This is a genomic window from Aquimarina sp. AD1, assembly GCF_003443695.1.
Lineage (GTDB): Bacteria > Bacteroidota > Bacteroidia > Flavobacteriales > Flavobacteriaceae > Aquimarina > Aquimarina latercula.
In genome coordinates, this window is record NZ_CP031966.1 from 133,062 (window position 1) to 152,842 (window position 19,781).

The following is a 19,781-nucleotide window of genomic DNA, read 5'->3' on the forward strand; positions in this document are numbered from 1 at the left end:
TGTATTCCGTATCTGATATTTTAGATTTAGATTTTGGTTGTATTTTAATATACGTCTCACGATGCGGTGTAATGTTACTTGATTTATTAACTTTTATGGATATTACTGATGGTTACCATTGCAATGTAACCAAATTAGAGAACTATTGGTTCAAATTCTAATTGCTATACCACCTAATGATAATTAATCATCAATAGGCTCTGTATATCTTACAATATCAATTCCAATACCGTTTGGATCTTGTATAGCAAAATGTCTTTCGCCCCAAGGTTCATCTCTTAAATCTACTTTTATTTCCACTCCTTTGTTTTTTATCTCAGCGTAAAAGGTATCTACATCCTCGACTTCAATTGTTAGATACATTCCTTCTCCTAGAAAAGGTTTATGAAAAAAGGATTGTTGAGTTGGATGATTTGGTAATAAAAAACTCAAAGTGTCTCTTTCATTGGGAGTCTTGAGCAGAAGATAAAACTCATTCTCAAACTTTATTTGGAAGCCTAAATTTTTAGTATAGAAAGATTTTGTTTCATTGAGTTTTTTAGTCAGAATCCCAGCATTTAGTCTCATAATGAGTTATAATTTTGTATGATTATATTGTACTTTATAAATTGATATTATAATTGAGTTATATCCTATTGGGGACTAATATCTTTTAGAAAATAGTATGGTTTCTAAGGTATCAAAAATTGATGACACGGAGAATTATATCGTTAGCTTTCATTTTTTAATTTAATGGAAATGTAATACCTAGGGTAAATGCTCCAACGTATTGCGCAACGGATGGCTGAAAATAATAGGCAAAGCCTAAATCTACATTATGGTTTTTTCCTAGCTCTAATCCAAATGAGAAAGGAATGTGATAAATCACTCCACTTTTATCAATATTATCAAATGCTGTTACTGTTTCAAATTTCCCGATAGAAGTTCCTATCCCAATTTCGGCATAAGGTGCTACCCAAGGAATTGGTGCTCTCAATCTTGCTTTTCCACCTAGTAAAAAAGCTTTTGTCTCGGCTTTTTCATCGGTTGGGTTATCATTTATATCTTTTCCATTAGAACTAGTTGTTATAAAGCCTGCATAAGGTTTGAACTCAACCCAGGAAGTAATTTTAAGTACAAATTCTCCTTGTATAAAAAAACCATTATTAACAACTTGATCAACACTATTATAGGGAGCACTTAATCCGTAACCAATTTGAGCATTGATAGATTTTTGTTTTATAAACTGTGCCTGTACTAAGTTAGAAGTTAGAACTATGATTAGCAGTATGATTGTATTTTTCATGAGATATAACAAGGTTTATTGTAAGTAGCTTTATAGCTAAAAATGTTACCCTGTTTTTTTATATTTATAATAAAAGATCAGATTTATTATAAACAGATTATACTTTAGGTATTTTTTATATTTCTTCTAAAGTGGATTTTCCTTTTGATTTATCTCCAGATGTCCATTCCCAAGTTTCATGAAGACGTATTTTTCCGTTAGTTAATATTTCTGGTTTCGAAAAACAGATTCCAGTCATTAACTCTTTGTTGTTATTTATTTGATGATAACGCATTTCGATATTTCCGTTTTCATCCACTAATCCAATTAGGTGTCCTTTTTTAATTTGACCACCACTATATTCCGAAGTTAAGATTGTACCTTCCTGTTTATACTTAAAAATTGTTTCTTCTGTTGTTTCCCCATTTTCTGAATTTTGTATTGGACGAAATGACTTATTATGGTAGTTCATTTTTTCTATTCTTTTACCTAATCTTATAATCTTTAATTATGTTGCTAATACCCTGTTGATAAGAAGTTATTTTAAAATCAGGGAATCGATTTTTGAATTTAGAAGAATCAAAAATATTATCAATCTTATACCTGGGTAATAACTCCTGAGTTTCTCTGATGTTTTGATTAAAGATTGATGCTACTTTTAGAATAAATCCTCCTAAGGTATTGTATGTTATTTTTCGATCTAATTGTAACGAGATTTGTTCTATGATTTCTTTGTATGTTAATCGATTTTCATCACACGGAAGGTGCCAAGTTTGACCATATGTATCTGGAGTATTCCCGATCAAAGCCATTGCTTTACTAGCATCAGGAGTATAAATAAAGGTCCTTAAGACATTATCTTTTAAAAATACTTTTGGTTTTTTATTGGCTTTTAGCGCATCAAAAATAAGTGTATTCGTTATTCCCTTTGTTTTATCGGGCCCATAAAATTCAGGTGCTCTACATATTACTCCATTAATTTCTTTGTTATTAATCGCATTTAATAAAAGTTCTGCAGCTATTCTTTTTGCTTCTCCTTTTTTACCTTTTGGTTGCAGGGGTGTATCTTCTTTTTGAATTTTGCTGTCTTGGGGATATGCATATGTATTGTCGAAGTATACAAGTTTACAGTTGTTTTTTTTGCAACCAGATATTACATTCTTCATGATGATAGGCCAATCTCTTAACCAAATCTTAGATCGGTATGGGAGCCCTACAGTTAGATACGCAATTTTGGCATTTTCTACAGCGTTATGAACATCTTTTGCTTGTAACAGATCACCTTTGAACAAAATATCATCTATATGTACTTTTTTGGGGTTCCGTCCAACTAGTTTAATTTCTTTCGTGTAATTGGATCGTAATGCTTTGGCCAATTCCTCTCCAATTATTCCATTTGCACCTAAAATTACCTGCATAGTAGTATTAATTCGCGTTCAATACTTTGTAAGATACTCTTTAAAATGTTAATTGATGATATAGGTAACGTTTGTAAAAGGTTTTGATAATCGTAATTGAACTAATTATTATTACATTTCATTATGTTTTATTGATATAACTGGGGTTTTGTAATTCCCTTTTCAAGAAACATTTGTTTGTTCATTTCAAAATGCGACTTTGTCATTTCATTATAATATTTCTTTAAAGTTGGAAGAGAATATTCTTTTCTTATGCTATCTATATTTGTAGAATCTAGCAAACCATTTTTTGGTATCGCTTGTCCATTTTTATTGTATGTTAATTGGGTGCCAAAACGTTGAGGTTTATTTAGGTTCACTTGAATTCTATCCTCTAACATCGCGTAGTGATACTTGTCATTACTTCCGTTTTTAATTTCTTTCTCCATCGCTGTCAGCATTTCTTGCTGAAAAGGGATGTCGTTATCTGCATGTTGAATTGGAAGCCAAAAACTTGTCGAAGCCTTTTGTCCAACTTTGCGTTCTCCGAGATAACCATATTTATTAAATAATTCTTTAATTTTTTGTTGATTTATTATTCCAATACTATCTCTTTGACGTTCAAAAATCTCCCAAGCTTTTTCGTAACCATGTTTTTCTCTTAATGCTGTAGGAGGTATACCGGCGTATTTTTGATCAAGAATATCAATAACATTAAGTTCTGATATGATCTGTTTCTTATCTTCTTCAGAGATATTTTTTTTATTTGTACAACTTGTAAGTGCTATGATTATTACGAGTAATGAAATTATTTTTCTCATAGTTTATTAGAATTATAAATATAACTAAAGACTTTAGGTAAAATCTTTAGTTACAGATTTTAAGACTCTAGTTTTATTTAAGTTTATATTTTGGTAATTGAGAAGAATTTATAACAACATCAAATTTTTTTGTTAAATCCTGAAGGATGAGTCTTAGTGTTTGATCTTCAATTCCAATTAATTCTAATTTTCTCTTTAGTGTAGTGTCCTTATGAATTTTAGATACTTCGTTTTTTGGGATAGTGTTAGTAGATGTATCTGTTGCATTATTACAAGAAAATAGTATTAGTAAGAATATAGAAAATAGATGTCTCATGTTTTAGTTTTTGTAATTGAATGTAAAGAAGTACAGTGTTAGTAATGATCAGTCTTTTTTTTCAAAAAATTGCCCGACTAGGTTTTGCCTTGATAAATTAAACCCAAGAACTTCTCCTTCAGAATTAAAGATAAAGTCGATTTTACCAAAGTAGCTATTTATTACATTCATCATAGATTCAGAATATATGTTGAGTGAAAACGTTCCGTTTATAGTGTGTTTTACAATTAGTTTGTTATCAATAATCGTAAGTTCATAGATTGCATTATGATCTTTGTTTTTGTAGATGCCTATGTATTTGGTAAGATCAATATTAGAGTTATCTATGGTTGGAAGATCTACTTTTTTAGCCCTGAAAGAAAAATCTAGGAAACGCAAGTCTAAACTATCCTCATTAAAGATCAATTTAGAATAAGGTAAAACAAAATCAAACACGTTTTTTCCTGTTTTAGGGAGCATTGTTTTTTCGGATGTTCCATGAGTTCCAAAGTATAATGAATTATCCTCTTCCCAAATATTATAATATGTACTAGCATTTAATTCATAAATTCCTTCATAAGAGGATAAATCACCCTTGTATGATGGCTCTTTTTTATTTATTAAATTATCTTTTAGTAGTATTTCTAAGGAATCATATATGATTTCATACCCTGATAATCCTCCAGCATTAGATAAGAAGATTAATGATAAATCATGTTTTGGAGCGTGTAAAATATAAGATCTATAACCTTCCGTTCCTCCGCCATGGAATACAATATCAATGCTTTTATAATTTTCAAACTGAATTCCTAGACCATATTCTATAACTCTATTGTTATTTAGAATAGTTTCTTTCTGCATTCGTTTGAAATGTTTTTGATATTTAGAATTTTTTCTTGTAAAATTTTTAGCCCAAACTATTAAATCATTTAAGCTAGCATATACTCCTGAAGATCCTATTGTGCTAATTTTTACAGAATTATTTATAATATTATTTTCTATAGAAGTATAAGAATATGCTTTATGTGGGATTACCTGATTGTAGTTGTCTACAGCTTGACTATAATCCATTCCAAATGGATTAAATACTTTTTCTTTGAGCTGTTCTTGGAACGTTTTTTCGCCTACATTAGTAATGATTTTCGAAAGTAAAACAAAACCTGTGTTGTTATACTGATAATCATTTCCTGGCTTAAAATTAAATTGTCTTATATTAAATAGCATAGTTATAACCTCTTCATAGGTCATTTTTCTGATTCCTTTTATTTGGGCTAATTCATCAACATTAGGCAATCCGTGTGTATGATTCATTAATTGTTTAATGGTAACTTTATAAGGAAGCTCTTTAAGTTCTGGTAAATAATCTCGGATGTCATCATTAATGGACAACTTCCCTTCCTCTTGTAAGATTAAAGTTAATAGTGAGGTCATTTGCTTAGAATTGGAAGCAATATTAAAAACTGTCGTATCCGCAATAGGTATTTGATATTCTACATTAGCCAATCCCATTGTTTTTTTGAATATAACTTTACCCTTTTGTATTATAGCAAAAGCTCCACCTGGGTTTTTTTTATCGAAATGAGATTCTAAAATAGATGTTATTTTTTCTGAATCTATGGATCGTATGGACTGGGCATTTATTAATATTGGTTGTATTAGTATTATTATAAGAATACATTTTATATATATGGTTTTCATAAGATTTTGATTTATGATTTTAGTGCTTTTTAAATGTAATAGGTTCTTTTTGTGAGAATAATTGTAAACCGGAGATATCTCCGTTCAGATCATTGATAAACTTTAAATCGAATTGAGGACTAAAAACATCTTTAAAATTTTTGGTCGGTTTAAAAAAGAATGAGTTGTGATTTGTATGCTGTAAATGGAATTTATATTTAGGTAATACCGCGTATAATTTTTCATTTTCTATGATAACTTTAATACGTCCATATCCTTTTGCTTCAAATATTCCACAAAAATTATCCAAAGGGTGGGTCGGCATTTTCTCTTTATTAAATGATTGATAGGGAAGTGGTTTGAAAATTTCTTTTATTTTTACTGGGTATGCTGACTCAGGATCGATGTTAAATAATTTTCTTGTAATGATATCCGCTATAAGGTGCGGTAACAAAGAATTATCTTGATTACTAAGAACTACGATGCCTATTTTTTCAAAAGGAAACATTACTAAGGAAGAACTAAACCCAAATGTATTACCACCGTGGTCTATTCTATAATGACCATAGCTAGATTTTAGACGCCATCCAAATCCATCTCCGTGTAAAAAGGAATCACTTTCATAATCTCCATTTTTGATATTTTGAAGCCTTGTTGCCTGCTTAACATATGCTTTTGGGATAACTTCATTGTTTTCAAAAGTTCCATTGTTTAACCAAGTTAACATCCAATTTGATAGATCGCTTACGGTACTTTTTATTGCTCCAGCTGGACTGATAGAATTGTATATTTCGAACTTTACTTGCTCTATGTTTTTATTATATAAACCATAGGGTAAAGAATAATTATCAGATTTATTGATTTCTTCGAGTTCGGTATATGAATTATTCATAGATAGAGGTTTGAATATCATTTCCTGGATATTGGTATCCCAACTTTTCTTTGTTATCTGTTCAACTATTGTCCCAGCTAACGTATATCCCATATTACTGTACTCGAAACTGTTTTTAATTTCGCCTTCTGGTTTTAGATACTTTAATCGTTGGACTACTTTGAGTTTATTTTTGTCAGGGAAAAACACCTCTGATGTACCTTGGTTCCCAATACCACTTTTATGGCTTAGTAAGTCTTCAATGGCAATTAAATTATTCATCTTATCATTGTAGAATTCAAAATCTGGAATGTACTTAGCAGGTTTATCTTTAAGTGAAACTTTGTTTTGGGATGCTAGGATGCCCAAAAGTGAACCAGTAAATGCTTTGGTTGTCGAACCAATTGGGAAAACAGTGTTTTCTGTTACGGGTAATTGTTCTTTTAGATTTCTATATCCAAAGCCTTTTGAGTATATAATTTCATTATCCTTTACTACCGCTACAGATAATCCAACTGCTTGATATTTTTCTATCCATAGCTTTATGTCATCTTCAATTCCGTTTAATTCAGAGGTGCTTTTTTGACTAAAAGAATATTGAAAGAATATGAAGAGTGTGATTACATAAATTGATTTCATCTTTACTTGTTTTTTGATTTCTACACAAAAATGAGTATTCAAAAAGATGAAATGGTACGGGTATAAGAAGTCGAACCTTTTTTACCATATAAAAAGGTTCGACTTTAAATCGAACGTTCCTAAGTTATTGATTTACGGTAGCTTGAAGGTGTGTTTGATGTGTGTTTTTTGAAGGCAGTATTAAACGAAGATTTGGAATTAAATCCCACTTGATACATAATCTGTTGAATATTTAATGAAGTATCTTTTAATAATTTTTTAGCTTCTTCAATTCTATAAGCATTTATAAAATCAAAGAAATGTTTATTTAAATGTCTGTTGATTAGAAGAGATAAGTTTTTTTCTGAAATATCTATTTGGACTGCCAATTTCTGTAGTGTAAGTTCAAAATCTAAATAAGGTTTATCACTTTCCATAAATGAATGTAATCTCTTTAAATGTTCATCTTCAATAGGAGTGGTTTTTTCTGACAACTCACTTGGGGAATTCGAAGTTAGCGGTTTCAGATTCATGTTTATACCGGTAAAAAGTTCTGGACGATATAAAGCACTTAATACAAAATATATGGTAATGATTAATACCATAATACTAATCAATACATTTATATTTACTATATATCCTTGAAAAGTGGAGTTAGAGAGATACCATCTTAAAATTACAAAGCTATGTGCAAAACAAGAAAAAGCTGTGATATTAAATAACCATTTATAAACTACGTAATTTGTGCTAGAATAGTTTTCAAGATAAACGGTTTTATATTTTTTGAGAACTATAAATACAATGATGATGTAACCAATGAATTGTAGCTCACCAATTATTTCAAAAACCATTAAACTTTGATCGGAAAACCCTGTTATTTTAAAGAGCAATAAAAATAGAATGAATAGGGAGGCGTGTATACTATGCTTTTTCTTTATTCTAAAGTTAGTATAACAAGCGGAAAGTACATAAAGATAAAATAAAGGTAGTTGCAATAGACTAGAAGATACTTTTAAAATATTAAGATTTGGATACTCTAAAATTTTATTTGAAAACAGCCCTGTAAGATCGAATGCAACTACTAATAAATATATTCCAAATAATTTATTAGATAATTTGTTTTTTGTTTTGACAGTAAATAGGAAAATGGAAAGTAATAGCATTAAAAAAACAACTATTTTTCCAATACTTTCTATGAGTTCTATTTTGTTCTCCAATAATGATTAGCTTTATAAATTATTATCAACAAATATTAAGAAAATAATCATAATAAACCAGTTAGGTCTTTTTTGATTTGATTGACTTCCTAGTTTTGTTTAATGATCATAAAGGTTAGATACAATTCTAATTCAATCGGTTTTATTGTATAAAAGTAACCTTCGCAATTTTTCCGTTTTCTACTTCGTAAATCGCTACAGCTTTTCTCTTTTGACCATTCATAATCAGAAATTCTTCATCAATTACTTTATTACCATAAACAATCCGTTTTTTCACTTCACAATGTAAGTCTGGAGTTTGTTCAAAAAAAGAAGCATACCCTCTTTTTAATTTTTCTTTACCTTCATATATCAATTCATTTGGATAATTATACACTTTTATGTTATCCGAATATGTGTCTACAAAGCCATTAACATCTCGTTTGTTATAAGCATCTAGTTGTTTTTGTACAATTTGTTCTGGTGAAACATCTGATACTAAAGTGAGCATTGTTCCTATTTCGTTGGATTTAATTCTGCTAATATTAGCAATTTCGTTATCAAGAAATGTATGAAAGATACTCCAACGAGTATCCGTTTTAGGGTTGAACTTAAAAATAGTATTCCCTTTTGGCATTAGAATAGTTCCATTGATCAACCAACACATATCTTCAGCTTCAGGTATTGTGTTAATTATTTTTTCAGTTTCACCGGTAATTGGGTTTAACGACCTTATTTCCCATTCTTTATTTTCTTTACTAATATAACTAATCAGTGGCGTATTGGGTATTTTATGCAATGATCGGCCTATTTTTTTCTGAAAAGTCTTATTTACCTTTGTCTTTAGATTAGAAACCACTAATGATAATCCTCCATCTTCTAACACAGAAGAAACTAATGTGTTTTGGTTAAACCAAACGTGATAACCGATAATTAGATCTTTTATAAGAACGGTTGGCTTTCCATTTTTAAAGTCATATTGATATAATAACTGTGTGCCTGTCGTGTCTAATCTGATAGCGGATACTGCCTTTTGATTTGGAATTTTAGTAGGCGAATATTCGCTACCTATTGCTGTTTCAGAAATCCAATCTATCTTATTATCTCTAATATTATATTTGGCAATGTCGGTTTGTTTGTTTCTAGTAGAAGCAAAAAGTACAATATTATCATTGTAAAAGGAAGGCTGATTGTCATATCCTTCGTTATTAGAAATGTTTCGTTTGTTTTTTAGCTCTAATGTTTCTCCATTTACGAAAATATCAAACAAATAGACTTCAGTACTTGGTTGTGCGGATACTACAAAAACAAGTAATAGTAGTATGAATGAGAGATGTTTTTGCATCGGTTTTGTTTTCTAAAGTACACTGAATTATCAAGTATTTTCTTAAGTATTTGTTAAGAGTTTATAGTAATTGTTTTCTTGAACTATATAATCCAATGGCTGGACCAATTGCTAAAAATAGAAATAAATATATAGGATCAATTTTGGTAACTGCATATGAAAGTAACTGAATACTTATGATGGTAATAGCAAAACCTATACAATTAACAATAGTAAGTCCTGTTCCTCTTAATTCTGGAGGAGCTGCAGCCGCAACTAAAGTCGAAAATTGAGGAGAGTCTGAAATAACGACCATTCCCCAAAGACATAATAATCCTAAGAAGATTTCTGTGTTTAACTGGAATAATAGGGGAGAGGTAATACAAAATAGTCCAGAAATAATAAGTGAATATCGAGCTACTTTTCTACTACCCGTTTTTAAAGAAATATATCCGCCAATGATGCAAGAGAAAAAACCTACTGCGATAATGATAAATGACCAAAATGAAATGGGAATTCCTATTCTGTGTTGTTCTACATATGTTTTTAATAATATCGGAACAAACCCCCAAAAAGCATATAATTCCCACATATGCCCAAAATATCCTAAAGCAGCTTTTCTAAAACTAACAATCCCAAAAAGCTCTGTTATTACACCTAATTGAAGTTTAGAAACAGGTTTTCTATAAGGACCGTTAGGAACAAAAATAAAGATTAAAATTCCTCCAATAGCAGCTAAAAGGCTTGTAGATTGTATTACAATTTTATAATCGCTATTCCAAGAAAGTTCTTTTAACAAATGTGGTAACGAGGTTCCAAGAACTAGAGCACCTACTAAATATCCAAGGGCTTTTCCTAATCCATCCTTATAGTAGTCAGATGCTATTTTCATACCTACAGGATAGATTCCTGCAAGAAAGAAACCTGTACCAAATCTAGCTGTTAATACATTTAATACGGTAATATTAGGTATTAACAAGGCAATATTACAAAGTGCTCCTAGAATTGCCGAAATCATAAACACCTTAGAAGGAGGGAATCTATCGACTATAGTAAGTAAGGCAAAGGTTAGTGTACCAACAATGAATCCGAATTGTACAGTGGATAAAAGATATCCAAGAATATTAAATGCTACACTAAATTGAGCGGCAAAATCATCAATTACCGCATTACCTGCAAACCACAGTGAAGTACAGAAAAACTGCGCAATAATTATTACCGGAAGTATATAAAATTTTGGTTTCAGATATGTGTTCTTATGATTGGTTATTAAATTCTTTTAATAATTCGTGAACTTGATTTGTATCTTCTACATAATATTTAGCAATCGTCTTTTTAAGTCCAACTTTAACTGTATACGAAGAAGAAGGTAATTCTTTAAACATGTATTCATCTGTCCAATCATCTCCAATGGCAAAGATAAAATCATACTCTTTTTCAGTTAGCATTTTACACGCTGATTTACCTTTATTAATGCCACTAACTTTTATTTCTAATACTTTATCACCTTCTAGAATCTCTAGGTTGTGATTAGCTATTAGATGTTGTATGGTTGTTTTTAGTTCCATGGATCTTAATTTTCCTAAATCAGGATCTACATTTCTAAAATGCCAAGCTAATGAATAATTTTTTTCTTCTATAAGAGAACCCGGTGTTCTATCAGTAAACGATTCTAAAACTGGGGCGATTGATTCGAACCAACCATTACTAACTCGTTCCAAAAGTTCCCAATCTTTATTGTTTTCTTTTAGCCAAGCGCCGTGTTCAGTAATTAAGGTATAATCCTTATGACCAAACCACTTGTTAAAGGTGAATTTATCTCTTCCAGTTATTAAAATTATTTTGGTACGATCATCACTTTGTAACGTATCTAAAATATCAAATATTTTTTGAGTTGGCTTTGCATTCTCAGGAATTTTTTCAAAAGGTGCTAAAGTACCATCATAATCAATGTATAAAATTCTATTTTTTGAAGTATTATAATCATTAAATAAATCCTTTTTAATAGAAGGCGTCAGTTTTTTTAAAGAGTATTTCTTAGCAGTAGTCTTAGTTGCATCTAAAGACTCCATAAAATCATTTGCCCATTTCTCTACATTATATCTTTTTAACCGTTTTTGTAGTGCTTTATTTCTTTTTATTTGCTCTTCTTCCGGCATTTCTAAAGCAAATTTTAGTGTATCTGCTATTTCTTCAAAGTTATTAGGATTGATAATAAGTGCTTCACTCATTTCTTTTGATGCTCCTGTCATTTCACTTAAAATAAGAACACCTTTTTGATCTACTCTAGAGGCTATATATTCTTTTGCTACAAGGTTCATTCCGTCTCTAATAGGAGTAAGTAAAGCAACTTCGCTAGAAGTGTATAAATCAATCAAGTTTTCAAAAGGCATAGAACGATAAAAATACCAAATGGGTGTCCAACTAACTTCGGAAAATTTTCCATTAATTCTACCTACCAATTGGTCAATTTCGTTTTTTAGTAGTTGATATTGTGGAACATTTGATCTAGATGGAACTGCAAGCATTACAAGTCTTGCTTTACCTTTAAATTGAGGGTATTTGTCCAGAAAATATTCAAAAGCTCTTAATCTGTTGGCTATTCCTTTGGTGTAATCTAGTCTGTCAATAGATAAGATAAGTTTAGCTCGATCACCACTTATTAAATGTTCATCTATCTTTTGCTGTATCTCTGTTTGATCTTTTTTCTCTTTTTCATTATGAATAGTAGCGGCATTATGAAATTTATCATAATCAATTCCCATTGGGAAAGAATCTACTTTTACTATTCTATTATCTATATGAACATTATTGAAGTTAATTTCTAATCCTAAAATTCTTTGGGCTGAACTCAGGAAATGACGTTCATAATCATAGGTGTGAAAACCAATAAGATCGGCACCCAGTAATCCTTTTAATAGTTCTTCTCTACAAGGAATCGTTCTAAAGACTTCATAAGATGGGAAAGGAATATGTAAAAAGAAACCTATAGTTACGTTCGGTTTCTTTTTGCGAATCATCTCAGGTAGCAATAATAGTTGATAATCGTGTACCCAGATAGTATCATTTTCTCCGAGATTTTCTATTATTACATCTGCAAATTTTTGATTTACCTGTTGATATACTTCCCAACTGTCTTTGTTGAATTCTGTATATTCCATAAAATAATGAAATAATGGCCATAAAGTATTATTGCTAAAACCATAATAGAATCCATCTATTTCTAATTCTGTAAGTGGTACACCAACACATTGATGTTTTTTTAGTGCATTATTAACTAAATTTCTTTTTTCAGTGTCTAATTGTTCTTCGGTTAGACCACTCCATCCTATCCAAATGCTATCACTTCCGGAGTGCACAGACTTCATTCCTGTTGCTAATCCTCCAACACTTGGAGTAGTTTTAATAGAATTATTGTCAATTTCTAATTGTAAGGGTAGTCGATTTGAGATTATGATAGTTTTGCTCATAAAGGGTGGCGAAAGTTGGTTGACTAAATTTGATTGATTAAATTTCGGTTCAGTGAATAAAGGTACGTTTATTTAAAAGAACTTGAGGTTATATGGACAATTTGGACTACGGAATTATAGGGAATTGTAAAAGTGCAGCGTTGATTTCTAAACAAGGAGCAATTGATTGGTGTTGTTTGCCAAATTTTGATTCTTCGTCAGTTTTTGCAAAAATTTTAGATGAAAAAAAAGGAGGCTCTTTTGAAATTTTAGTTTCAGATGAATATACTATTTCCCAAAAGTATATCGCCAAAACAAATATTTTAGTTACCGAATTTAATAATGGCACAGATGCTTTCGAAAGTATAGATTTTATGCCTAGATATCAGAATGAAGATGGTACTTATCATACACCAGCTGATATCATACGATATATTAAATTGATTTCAGGAAAGCCATCTTTTAGAGTTAGATATAATCCTAGATTGGAGTATGCCAAAGAGGAAACTTATTCTAAAAAAACTGATGAATATATAAAAAGTATAACAGATAAAGATAAATATGATACTTTATACCTTTATTCGGATTTAGATTTAGAAGCTATTTTAAATTCAGAAGAGATAGTTTTATCTGGTAATGCTTATTTTTTAATCAGTTATCACGAAAAAATTCTAAAGCAATCCTTAGAACTATGTTATCTTAAATTACAGAGAACACGTGTGTACTGGATGAATTGGAGTGAGAAAACTACTTCGTATGCAGTTTACAATGATCAGATTCTAAGAAGTGCATTGGTACTTAAATTACTTAGTTATGAAAAATCTGGAGCTGTTTTGGCTGCTGCGACTACATCTTTACCCGAAACAATAGGAGAAGTTCGTAACTGGGATTATCGTTTTTGTTGGATTAGAGATGCTTCTATGGTAATAAAAGTGATTTCTGATTTAGGACATAAAAGGGTAGCGCAACGTTTTCTTCAGTTTATTATAGATATTATACCAGATAAAGATGAAAAGATCCAGATTATGTATGGTATTAATGGCGAAAAGGATCTTACGGAGAAAACATTGGATCATTTAAGCGGTTATAAAAATTCTAGTCCCGTACGTATTGGTAATGCTGCTTTTCATCAAAAACAGAATGATATTTATGGGATTCTGATGAATGTAATTTACCAACAATTCGTGAAATTTGATTGCGCCGTAGATGATAGTGAGAGTTTATGGACCATAAGTAAGAGTATTGTTCATATTGTAAATGTAAACTGGGAAAAACCAGACAAAGGTATTTGGGAATTTAGAACAGAAGAAAGACATTTTACATTCTCTAAATTGTTATGTTGGGTGGCTGTAGATAGAGCTATTAAGATAGGAGAGCTTATTGGTAAAACAGAAAATAATACGAGGTGGATTGAGCTTAGAGATCGGATTTATAATGATATTTATAAGAATGCTTGGAATGAAGAGGTACAGGCTTATACCCAATCTTACGGATCCTCTGATTTAGATGCTTCTACGTTATTAATGGAATCTTATGGTTTTATAGAGCCAATGGATCCAAGATTTATAAGTACTGTAAAAGCTACAGAAAAAGAATTATGTAATGATGGGTTATTATATCGTTATAAGAATAAAGATGATTTTGGGTTGCCTTCTTCGTCATTTACTATTTGTAGTTTTTGGTTTATCAATAGTTTAAATAAAATAGGAGAGAAAGCAAAAGCAAAAGCAATGTTTGATCAATTGTTATCTTATAGCAATCACTTAGGGCTTTTTAGTGAAGATATAGACTTTAAGTCTAAAAGATTGTTAGGGAATTTTCCGCAAGCATATTCTCATTTAGCACTTATTGAAACCGCAGTTAATTTTTCTGAAGACGTATCTAAAGATGAACAATTGATGGAAACAATGTTATAAGAGTATCACAACGGAAAATTCCTTTTCTATATTTTTAGAGAATTATTTTACTCAACAAGAACTATAGTACCGAAGATATCAGCATTAATCCAGCCTTGATTTTTATCTTCGCCAGGTACGAAGACAGAACCCATGAAATTTTCTCTTTCTTTACTCGTATCATTATCGTTATAGGCTATAGCGAAACCTAATTTTTGATCTTTAGATAAAACCACAGGATCATTGGCTTTACCTTCTTGGTAAGTATCATCATATACGGTCAGTTCGAATTCCCATATAGAAACATCATCTTTTGTTGTACGTTTCATTTTTACATGATTATTATAAAGTAATGGTTTTTTCTGTGAATCTAGATCTACAACATTACCATCCAATGCTACATGATATGCAAACGCATTGTTGTTGTATTGATGTTCTCCTCCGGAATTATCGGCGTCTATAAATATCTCAACACAATCATCATCCCACCATAATTTAAGTGGGTCTTTATATTGATCATATAAAATATCATCTTTAATTTCTACTAAAATGTACAAAGCTTCTGGAGTCCAAGTCATTTTATACCTGCCAAAGAAATCTTTGATATCTGGAAATTCCCCAATCCAATTCTGATCCATTGGATACCATTTCGTTTGATTCCAGATTGGATCATCCATATCTCCATCTACGTTGGGAGCTATTTCTGCTTTTTTAATATCTCGAATTTGATGATCTTTTTTTTCTTTTTTTGGAAGTGCAGTTTTTTCTGTTGAATCTGCAATTGTTTTATCAGAACTTTTTGGTTCTTGATTTTTGCAAGATATCAATATAATTAGAGATAAAATGAAAGCTATTTTTTTCAAAGTTTGAGTATTATAGTTAATAAATTGAATTTTTAAAGAGTGGAAAGATATTAAAAACAATACGCTTTTTATTGGCGATATATAAAAGTTAAGATTTTGTAAAGTTAATAGAAAAGATATCAGAATTAAATAAGGTTAAAAAAGCGGTCGTTTTATTAAAACGACCGCTTTTTGACTAACATATCAACTTGTGATAATTATTGGTAAGTAATTAGGACAAAAAAATTATTGTTTTACAATTTTAATTCTTTTAAGTTTTTTACCATTTAATGTTATGGTACCAAAATAGATGCCGGATTCTCGCATATCACTTGAATTAATTTCTATAGTTTGATTCCCTACTTGCGTGTTTTGGCTGTATATAGTTTTAGTTTGACCTAAAATATTAGAGATACTAACTTTTAAAACACCATTTTCTGATGTATTTACGCTTAATGTACCTCTATCTTTAATTGGATTTGGCCAAAGAGTAACAATACTTTTCTCTATGATGGAAGTATTCTCTTTATCAGCTGTATCAGCTAATTCCATTGCTCTGTTAGAAGGACAATTATTAGTACAGTTATTAGACCAAGTTCCGGTTCTTTTTCCATTACTGCTTCCGGTTACTATAAACCATCCATCGGTACCTCTTGTGAGATCAACTGTTTGTTGACCATTTCCATTATTGAAAACCACTCCAACATCATTTGTAGCAACTCCATTAGGTAATGTAAACGTTTTTCTACACCAAGATGTACCACTTAAGTTGTTCATAATTGTTCCAGGCCAACCTGCAGTTCCAGACAATGTTTGGTTTGTGGATTTATTATATAAGTACATGTTGGTATTAGTACCCCATCCACCGCCAGGTTTTTGGAAGTTTAATGTTACATCATTAGTTGTTCCTGATCCACTACCACTACAATCGCTAGGACAATTGTCGGACCAACTATTTCCTCGGTACCATCCATTGGTACTTCTTGAAAGATCATCAGTTTGGTTATTTCCATCATTGAAGATGACTCTAAGATTTGCTGCAGAAACACCTGCAGGAGGAGTAATGGTAAAAGAATACCAATCTGTTCCTGAAATGTTCGTCATATTGTTTCCAGGCCAATCACTAGTCCCAGGAAGTGTAGCGTTTGCTCCTGAATCGAATACATAAGCATTGATGTTAGATCCCCAACCTGATGGTTTAAAGAAGTTAACAGTATAAGGAGGTACCGTTTCTCCGCCACCAGTATTTGCACCTTGTGTCCATACCGCATAATCAGTACCAGAAGTTTGTAGTGTCCATCCACTTCCGTTAGGAGACCAATTACCAGATCCTAGCTTCATTGCTAGTGTTCCAGATCTTCCATCGATGTAAGCGGCATATAAATCTCCTCTTGCTTCATCAATACTTATAGTAGATCCAGAGTGAATTCTTACACTTTTTCTTGCTGCAATAAGATCCTTAATAGCATTTTGTACGCCTGCGCCAGTATCAAAGAAATGAGTCCAGAATACCATTGGGTTTCCAGGATGTGTTAAAATATAAGCATATCCTTTTCTAAGATTTGTCTCTCCACCTGGAAAAACAAAATTTGAGCCACAACATTGTTGTGCGAAACCAGTATCATGATTATCAAGAAAAGTAACTGATTTAGATGGATTGATACCCATCATACCAGAAGGCCTACCTTGACCATCTCTTAAATAAGATAAATTATTATCTCTAATCGCATTTTGTAAACTTACTTTTGTGTTAAAATCAAAAGCAGAAGACGAACCTTGTGTTCTATTCACAAAATTATTCGTTTGTACTCTGCTACTTTCTAGTAATTCTCCTACCGCAAAGTAAGGGTTTGTAGCATCGTTGTATTCTTTATTATATATAGGATCATATCCGTGAACAAAATCATACCTCCATCCATCAAAACCAAGATCATCTTGTAACTTTTTCATCCATTTTATAATCTCTGCTCTTACTGCTGGATTTCTGTGATCTAAGTCTCTGGCAGCTGCAAATCCTCCACTAGAACCATCTGCTTTTAAATCAAATCCAGGTACAAAATCATTATTAATACTAAACTCTACGGGACCATTTACAAAATTTCTACCTTCATCATCGGCTGTAATATAAAATGTTGGCCAAGCCGGATTTGTAAATGTAACTGCGTCGTTAGTACCTACTCGATGATTCACTACAATATCGCTTATTACTTTAATGTCTAAATTATGATATTGATCGATCAATGACTTCAGTTGATTAGTAGTACCATAGGCGCTATCGAAGTTATTAATCTCTCTAGGCAGATATCCTTGTGGGGCGGCAGAATTACTTGGAGGAGGCATCCAGATTAGGTCAATTCCTGCATTACTGATGGTATTTCTAACACTAGAAACAACATCATACCAAGTTTGACCTGCAGGTTGGTTTTGTACATTCCAGTCAAAAGCCTGAAACATTACATCTTCATCTTGTGCCTGTAACTGTAAAAATGGGAAGCAACATAAAAAGCTTACCAGGATTTTTAAGAGGTTTTTTCTTTTCATTTTAAGATTTTTTGTTCTGTTGAAAACAGTAGTTTGTAATAAGTGAGTAAGTTTTTTTCGCAAATTTTCGTTCTTAGTTAAATAAGAATATGAAATAAATAACTTATGAAAAGACGTATATATACAAGAAAATAGAAGTTTGTCTGACAACCAGCGAAACTTACTTTGTTTGTTTTAATGAAAAGATAATCAAGAGTTTGGTGCTCTTAATTATAAAAACAGTAATTATGACGACTATAGATAAGTGATTTTTTCAAAATTTTTATTCAAAAAAACAGGTTCTATTTATTCTGACTGATTAGTTAATAGAACTATTTTATTTAATTAGAGTAGCTCAAATAATTTCGAAATTTTCGGAGGAGGGGAAATTGATTTCATAATTCATAAGTTTTAGTTTGTAAAAGTGTTTCTTGTGTTAAATTTCTACTAAGTTATTACGAAATATTCAATTCTTATCTTCTGAAAAGTTACTATAACGTTTTCGTGTTGATAAATTCTTGTTATTTCACATAATATATTGAAAAACAACATATAATTAACAGTTGTTTATTGTATTTGTAAAAATTTGAGGCTCTTTTAATGAATTATTAGCGTACTTATTTATTGTTTTTTTAAAAATTTCTTAATGAACTATAATGTGATATTTCCATAATATTAAATTAGATTAATGTTTTGATAATCATTTGGTAGTAAGAAATTTAGATTAGTAAAGTATTTTAGTATAACTAACTTAAATATATCAAATCATGAAAATTCAATTTAAATTTTTAGTAAACATCTTTTTGTTTTTATTTTTATTAAACTCTTGTGATAATCAAGAGGACTCCAATAATGATGAAACAATTGGATTAGAAATTCATCAAGAAGATCAATTAGAAGGAAAAAAAGAACTTAACGGTTTCCAGATAGCATATAAAGTTGTAGAAAAATCGAATTATTATACTGTTAAAGTAGCGATAAATGATGTAAGGCTAGTCGCTTCAATAGATTATGATACAGAATTTATTGAAATCGATGGTAAGAATGTTGTGTTATCTAGTAAAGAGAAAGAAACATTATTAATGATAGGAGAAGAGATCTCTGCATATCTATTTAAGGATGGTTCTGTGGATGATTTTACGATGGCAGAATTCACCTTATTGAAATTACTAGAATATTGGGCTAAATCTCCAAGTAATTATAGTTACGAAAAAATTGTTTTTAAAGGGAACCAAACCAATCTAGTGAAAGGTAATGATGATGGAATAACTTGTATTAGAAAAAATACATATGTTACTGCTGTGTACGATGATAATGAAGGCCAAATATATAGAGATCGTGAATTAGTAAATGGTGATCGTTGTTTAGGCCGTTGCGGTTCTGGTTGTCCGGGTGTTTTTTCTATCGCTAGTGCTTGGACTAAAGATTGTTTAGATCATGATCAATGCGGACGTGTATTAGGTGGAAGTACGAATCCTTTTGATCGTAATTGTGGAGATGAATATGCGCAAGCTGCTGATGATTTCCTTTTTGGAGTATTACGTGGATGTAGAGGGTAGATAAAATTTGATAAATAAAAAAACCGTCTTTCCCCAACAGAAAGACGGTTTCT

16 protein-coding genes are annotated in these 19,781 nt (G+C 30.9%); 2 read left to right on the plus strand and 14 right to left on the minus strand.

Going from position 1 to position 19,781, the window contains the following annotated elements; genetic code table 11:
- Positions 1–183: 183 nt before the first annotated feature.
- The 12 genes from D1815_RS00645 to D1815_RS00700 all read right to left on the minus strand — a co-directional run bounded on the left by D1815_RS00645 (position 184) and on the right by D1815_RS00700 (position 12,933).
- On the minus strand, positions 184–567 hold the full coding sequence (locus D1815_RS00645) for a VOC family protein (protein ID WP_118385530.1): 384 nt from the start codon (positions 565–567) through the stop codon (positions 184–186).
- Between the two features lie 157 nt (positions 568–724).
- Positions 725–1,285 (minus strand): hypothetical protein, encoded by a 561-nt coding sequence (locus tag D1815_RS00650; RefSeq protein ID WP_027392089.1) that lies wholly within the window; start codon positions 1,283–1,285, stop codon positions 725–727.
- Positions 1,286–1,400: 115 nt separating this feature from the next.
- Positions 1,401–1,736, minus strand: coding sequence for a n-acetylglutamate synthase (locus D1815_RS00655; protein ID WP_118385531.1), 336 nt, complete (start codon positions 1,734–1,736; stop codon positions 1,401–1,403).
- Positions 1,737–1,749: 13 nt separating this feature from the next.
- On the minus strand, positions 1,750–2,682 hold the full coding sequence (locus D1815_RS00660; RefSeq protein WP_118385532.1) for an NAD-dependent epimerase/dehydratase family protein: 933 nt from the start codon (positions 2,680–2,682) through the stop codon (positions 1,750–1,752).
- 128 nt (positions 2,683–2,810) lie between these two features.
- Positions 2,811–3,482 (minus strand): DUF6624 domain-containing protein, encoded by a 672-nt coding sequence (locus D1815_RS00665; RefSeq protein ID WP_118385533.1) that lies wholly within the window; start codon positions 3,480–3,482, stop codon positions 2,811–2,813.
- 73 nt (positions 3,483–3,555) lie between these two features.
- Complete coding sequence (locus D1815_RS00670; RefSeq protein WP_027392085.1) at positions 3,556–3,798, minus strand: hypothetical protein; 243 nt, start codon at positions 3,796–3,798, stop codon at positions 3,556–3,558.
- Positions 3,799–3,846: 48 nt separating this feature from the next.
- Positions 3,847–5,475, minus strand: coding sequence for a serine hydrolase (locus D1815_RS00675; protein WP_118385534.1), 1,629 nt, complete (start codon positions 5,473–5,475; stop codon positions 3,847–3,849).
- A gap of 19 nt (positions 5,476–5,494) precedes the next feature.
- The gene (locus D1815_RS00680; RefSeq protein ID WP_118385535.1) at positions 5,495–6,964 is read right to left on the minus strand and encodes a serine hydrolase; all 1,470 of its coding nucleotides are present in this window, start codon (positions 6,962–6,964) and stop codon (positions 5,495–5,497) included.
- A gap of 119 nt (positions 6,965–7,083) precedes the next feature.
- On the minus strand, positions 7,084–8,160 hold the full coding sequence (locus D1815_RS00685) for an AraC family transcriptional regulator (RefSeq protein WP_118385536.1): 1,077 nt from the start codon (positions 8,158–8,160) through the stop codon (positions 7,084–7,086).
- A gap of 142 nt (positions 8,161–8,302) precedes the next feature.
- Positions 8,303–9,484, minus strand: a complete 1,182-nt coding sequence (locus tag D1815_RS00690; RefSeq protein ID WP_118385537.1) for a nuclear transport factor 2 family protein — start codon at positions 9,482–9,484, stop codon at positions 8,303–8,305.
- Between the two features lie 61 nt (positions 9,485–9,545).
- Positions 9,546–10,733 (minus strand): MFS transporter, encoded by a 1,188-nt coding sequence (locus D1815_RS00695; RefSeq protein WP_369899415.1) that lies wholly within the window; start codon positions 10,731–10,733, stop codon positions 9,546–9,548.
- Positions 10,720–12,933, minus strand: coding sequence for a bifunctional alpha,alpha-trehalose-phosphate synthase (UDP-forming)/trehalose-phosphatase (locus D1815_RS00700; protein ID WP_118385539.1), 2,214 nt, complete (start codon positions 12,931–12,933; stop codon positions 10,720–10,722). The genes D1815_RS00695 and D1815_RS00700 overlap by 14 nt, the downstream gene beginning before the upstream one ends.
- A gap of 92 nt (positions 12,934–13,025) precedes the next feature.
- Between D1815_RS00700 and D1815_RS00705 the strand changes: the two genes are divergently transcribed.
- On the plus strand, positions 13,026–14,828 hold the full coding sequence (locus tag D1815_RS00705) for a glycoside hydrolase family 15 protein (protein ID WP_027392078.1): 1,803 nt from the start codon (positions 13,026–13,028) through the stop codon (positions 14,826–14,828).
- A 47-nt stretch (positions 14,829–14,875) separates the two neighbouring features.
- On the opposite strand, the gene D1815_RS00710 is transcribed toward D1815_RS00705, so the two are convergent.
- Together D1815_RS00710 and D1815_RS00715 are read right to left on the minus strand one after the other, a co-directional pair.
- Positions 14,876–15,670, minus strand: a complete 795-nt coding sequence (locus D1815_RS00710) for a CBM9 family sugar-binding protein (RefSeq protein ID WP_240337537.1) — start codon at positions 15,668–15,670, stop codon at positions 14,876–14,878.
- 225 nt (positions 15,671–15,895) lie between these two features.
- Entirely contained in the window at positions 15,896–18,190 is a 2,295-nt protein-coding gene (locus D1815_RS00715) for a starch-binding protein (RefSeq protein WP_118385540.1), read from the minus strand.
- A gap of 746 nt (positions 18,191–18,936) precedes the next feature.
- Here D1815_RS00715 and D1815_RS00720 point away from each other — a divergent pair.
- Entirely contained in the window at positions 18,937–19,728 is a 792-nt protein-coding gene (locus D1815_RS00720) for a hypothetical protein (protein ID WP_108803766.1), read from the plus strand.
- Positions 19,729–19,781: the final 53 nt, after the last annotated feature.

What these genes read in the sequence shown, in the direction of transcription:
- D1815_RS00645 (WP_118385530.1), bottom strand. Translation starts at nt 567, where the DNA reads ATGAGACTAAATGCTGGGATTCTGACTAAAAAACTCAATGAAACAAAA.
- D1815_RS00650 (WP_027392089.1), bottom strand. Translation starts at nt 1,285, where the DNA reads ATGAAAAATACAATCATACTGCTAATCATAGTTCTAACTTCTAACTTA.
- D1815_RS00655 (WP_118385531.1), bottom strand. Translation starts at nt 1,736, where the DNA reads ATGAACTACCATAATAAGTCATTTCGTCCAATACAAAATTCAGAAAAT.
- D1815_RS00660 (WP_118385532.1), bottom strand. Translation starts at nt 2,682, where the DNA reads ATGCAGGTAATTTTAGGTGCAAATGGAATAATTGGAGAGGAATTGGCC.
- D1815_RS00665 (WP_118385533.1), bottom strand. Translation starts at nt 3,482, where the DNA reads ATGAGAAAAATAATTTCATTACTCGTAATAATCATAGCACTTACAAGT.
- D1815_RS00670 (WP_027392085.1), bottom strand. Translation starts at nt 3,798, where the DNA reads ATGAGACATCTATTTTCTATATTCTTACTAATACTATTTTCTTGTAAT.
- D1815_RS00675 (WP_118385534.1), bottom strand. Translation starts at nt 5,475, where the DNA reads ATGAAAACCATATATATAAAATGTATTCTTATAATAATACTAATACAA.
- D1815_RS00680 (WP_118385535.1), bottom strand. Translation starts at nt 6,964, where the DNA reads ATGAAATCAATTTATGTAATCACACTCTTCATATTCTTTCAATATTCT.
- D1815_RS00690 (WP_118385537.1), bottom strand. Translation starts at nt 9,484, where the DNA reads ATGCAAAAACATCTCTCATTCATACTACTATTACTTGTTTTTGTAGTA.
- D1815_RS00700 (WP_118385539.1), bottom strand. Translation starts at nt 12,933, where the DNA reads ATGAGCAAAACTATCATAATCTCAAATCGACTACCCTTACAATTAGAA.
- D1815_RS00705 (WP_027392078.1), top strand. Translation starts at nt 13,026, where the DNA reads ATGGACAATTTGGACTACGGAATTATAGGGAATTGTAAAAGTGCAGCG.
- D1815_RS00715 (WP_118385540.1), bottom strand. Translation starts at nt 18,190, where the DNA reads ATGAAAAGAAAAAACCTCTTAAAAATCCTGGTAAGCTTTTTATGTTGC.
- D1815_RS00720 (WP_108803766.1), top strand. Translation starts at nt 18,937, where the DNA reads ATGAAAATTCAATTTAAATTTTTAGTAAACATCTTTTTGTTTTTATTT.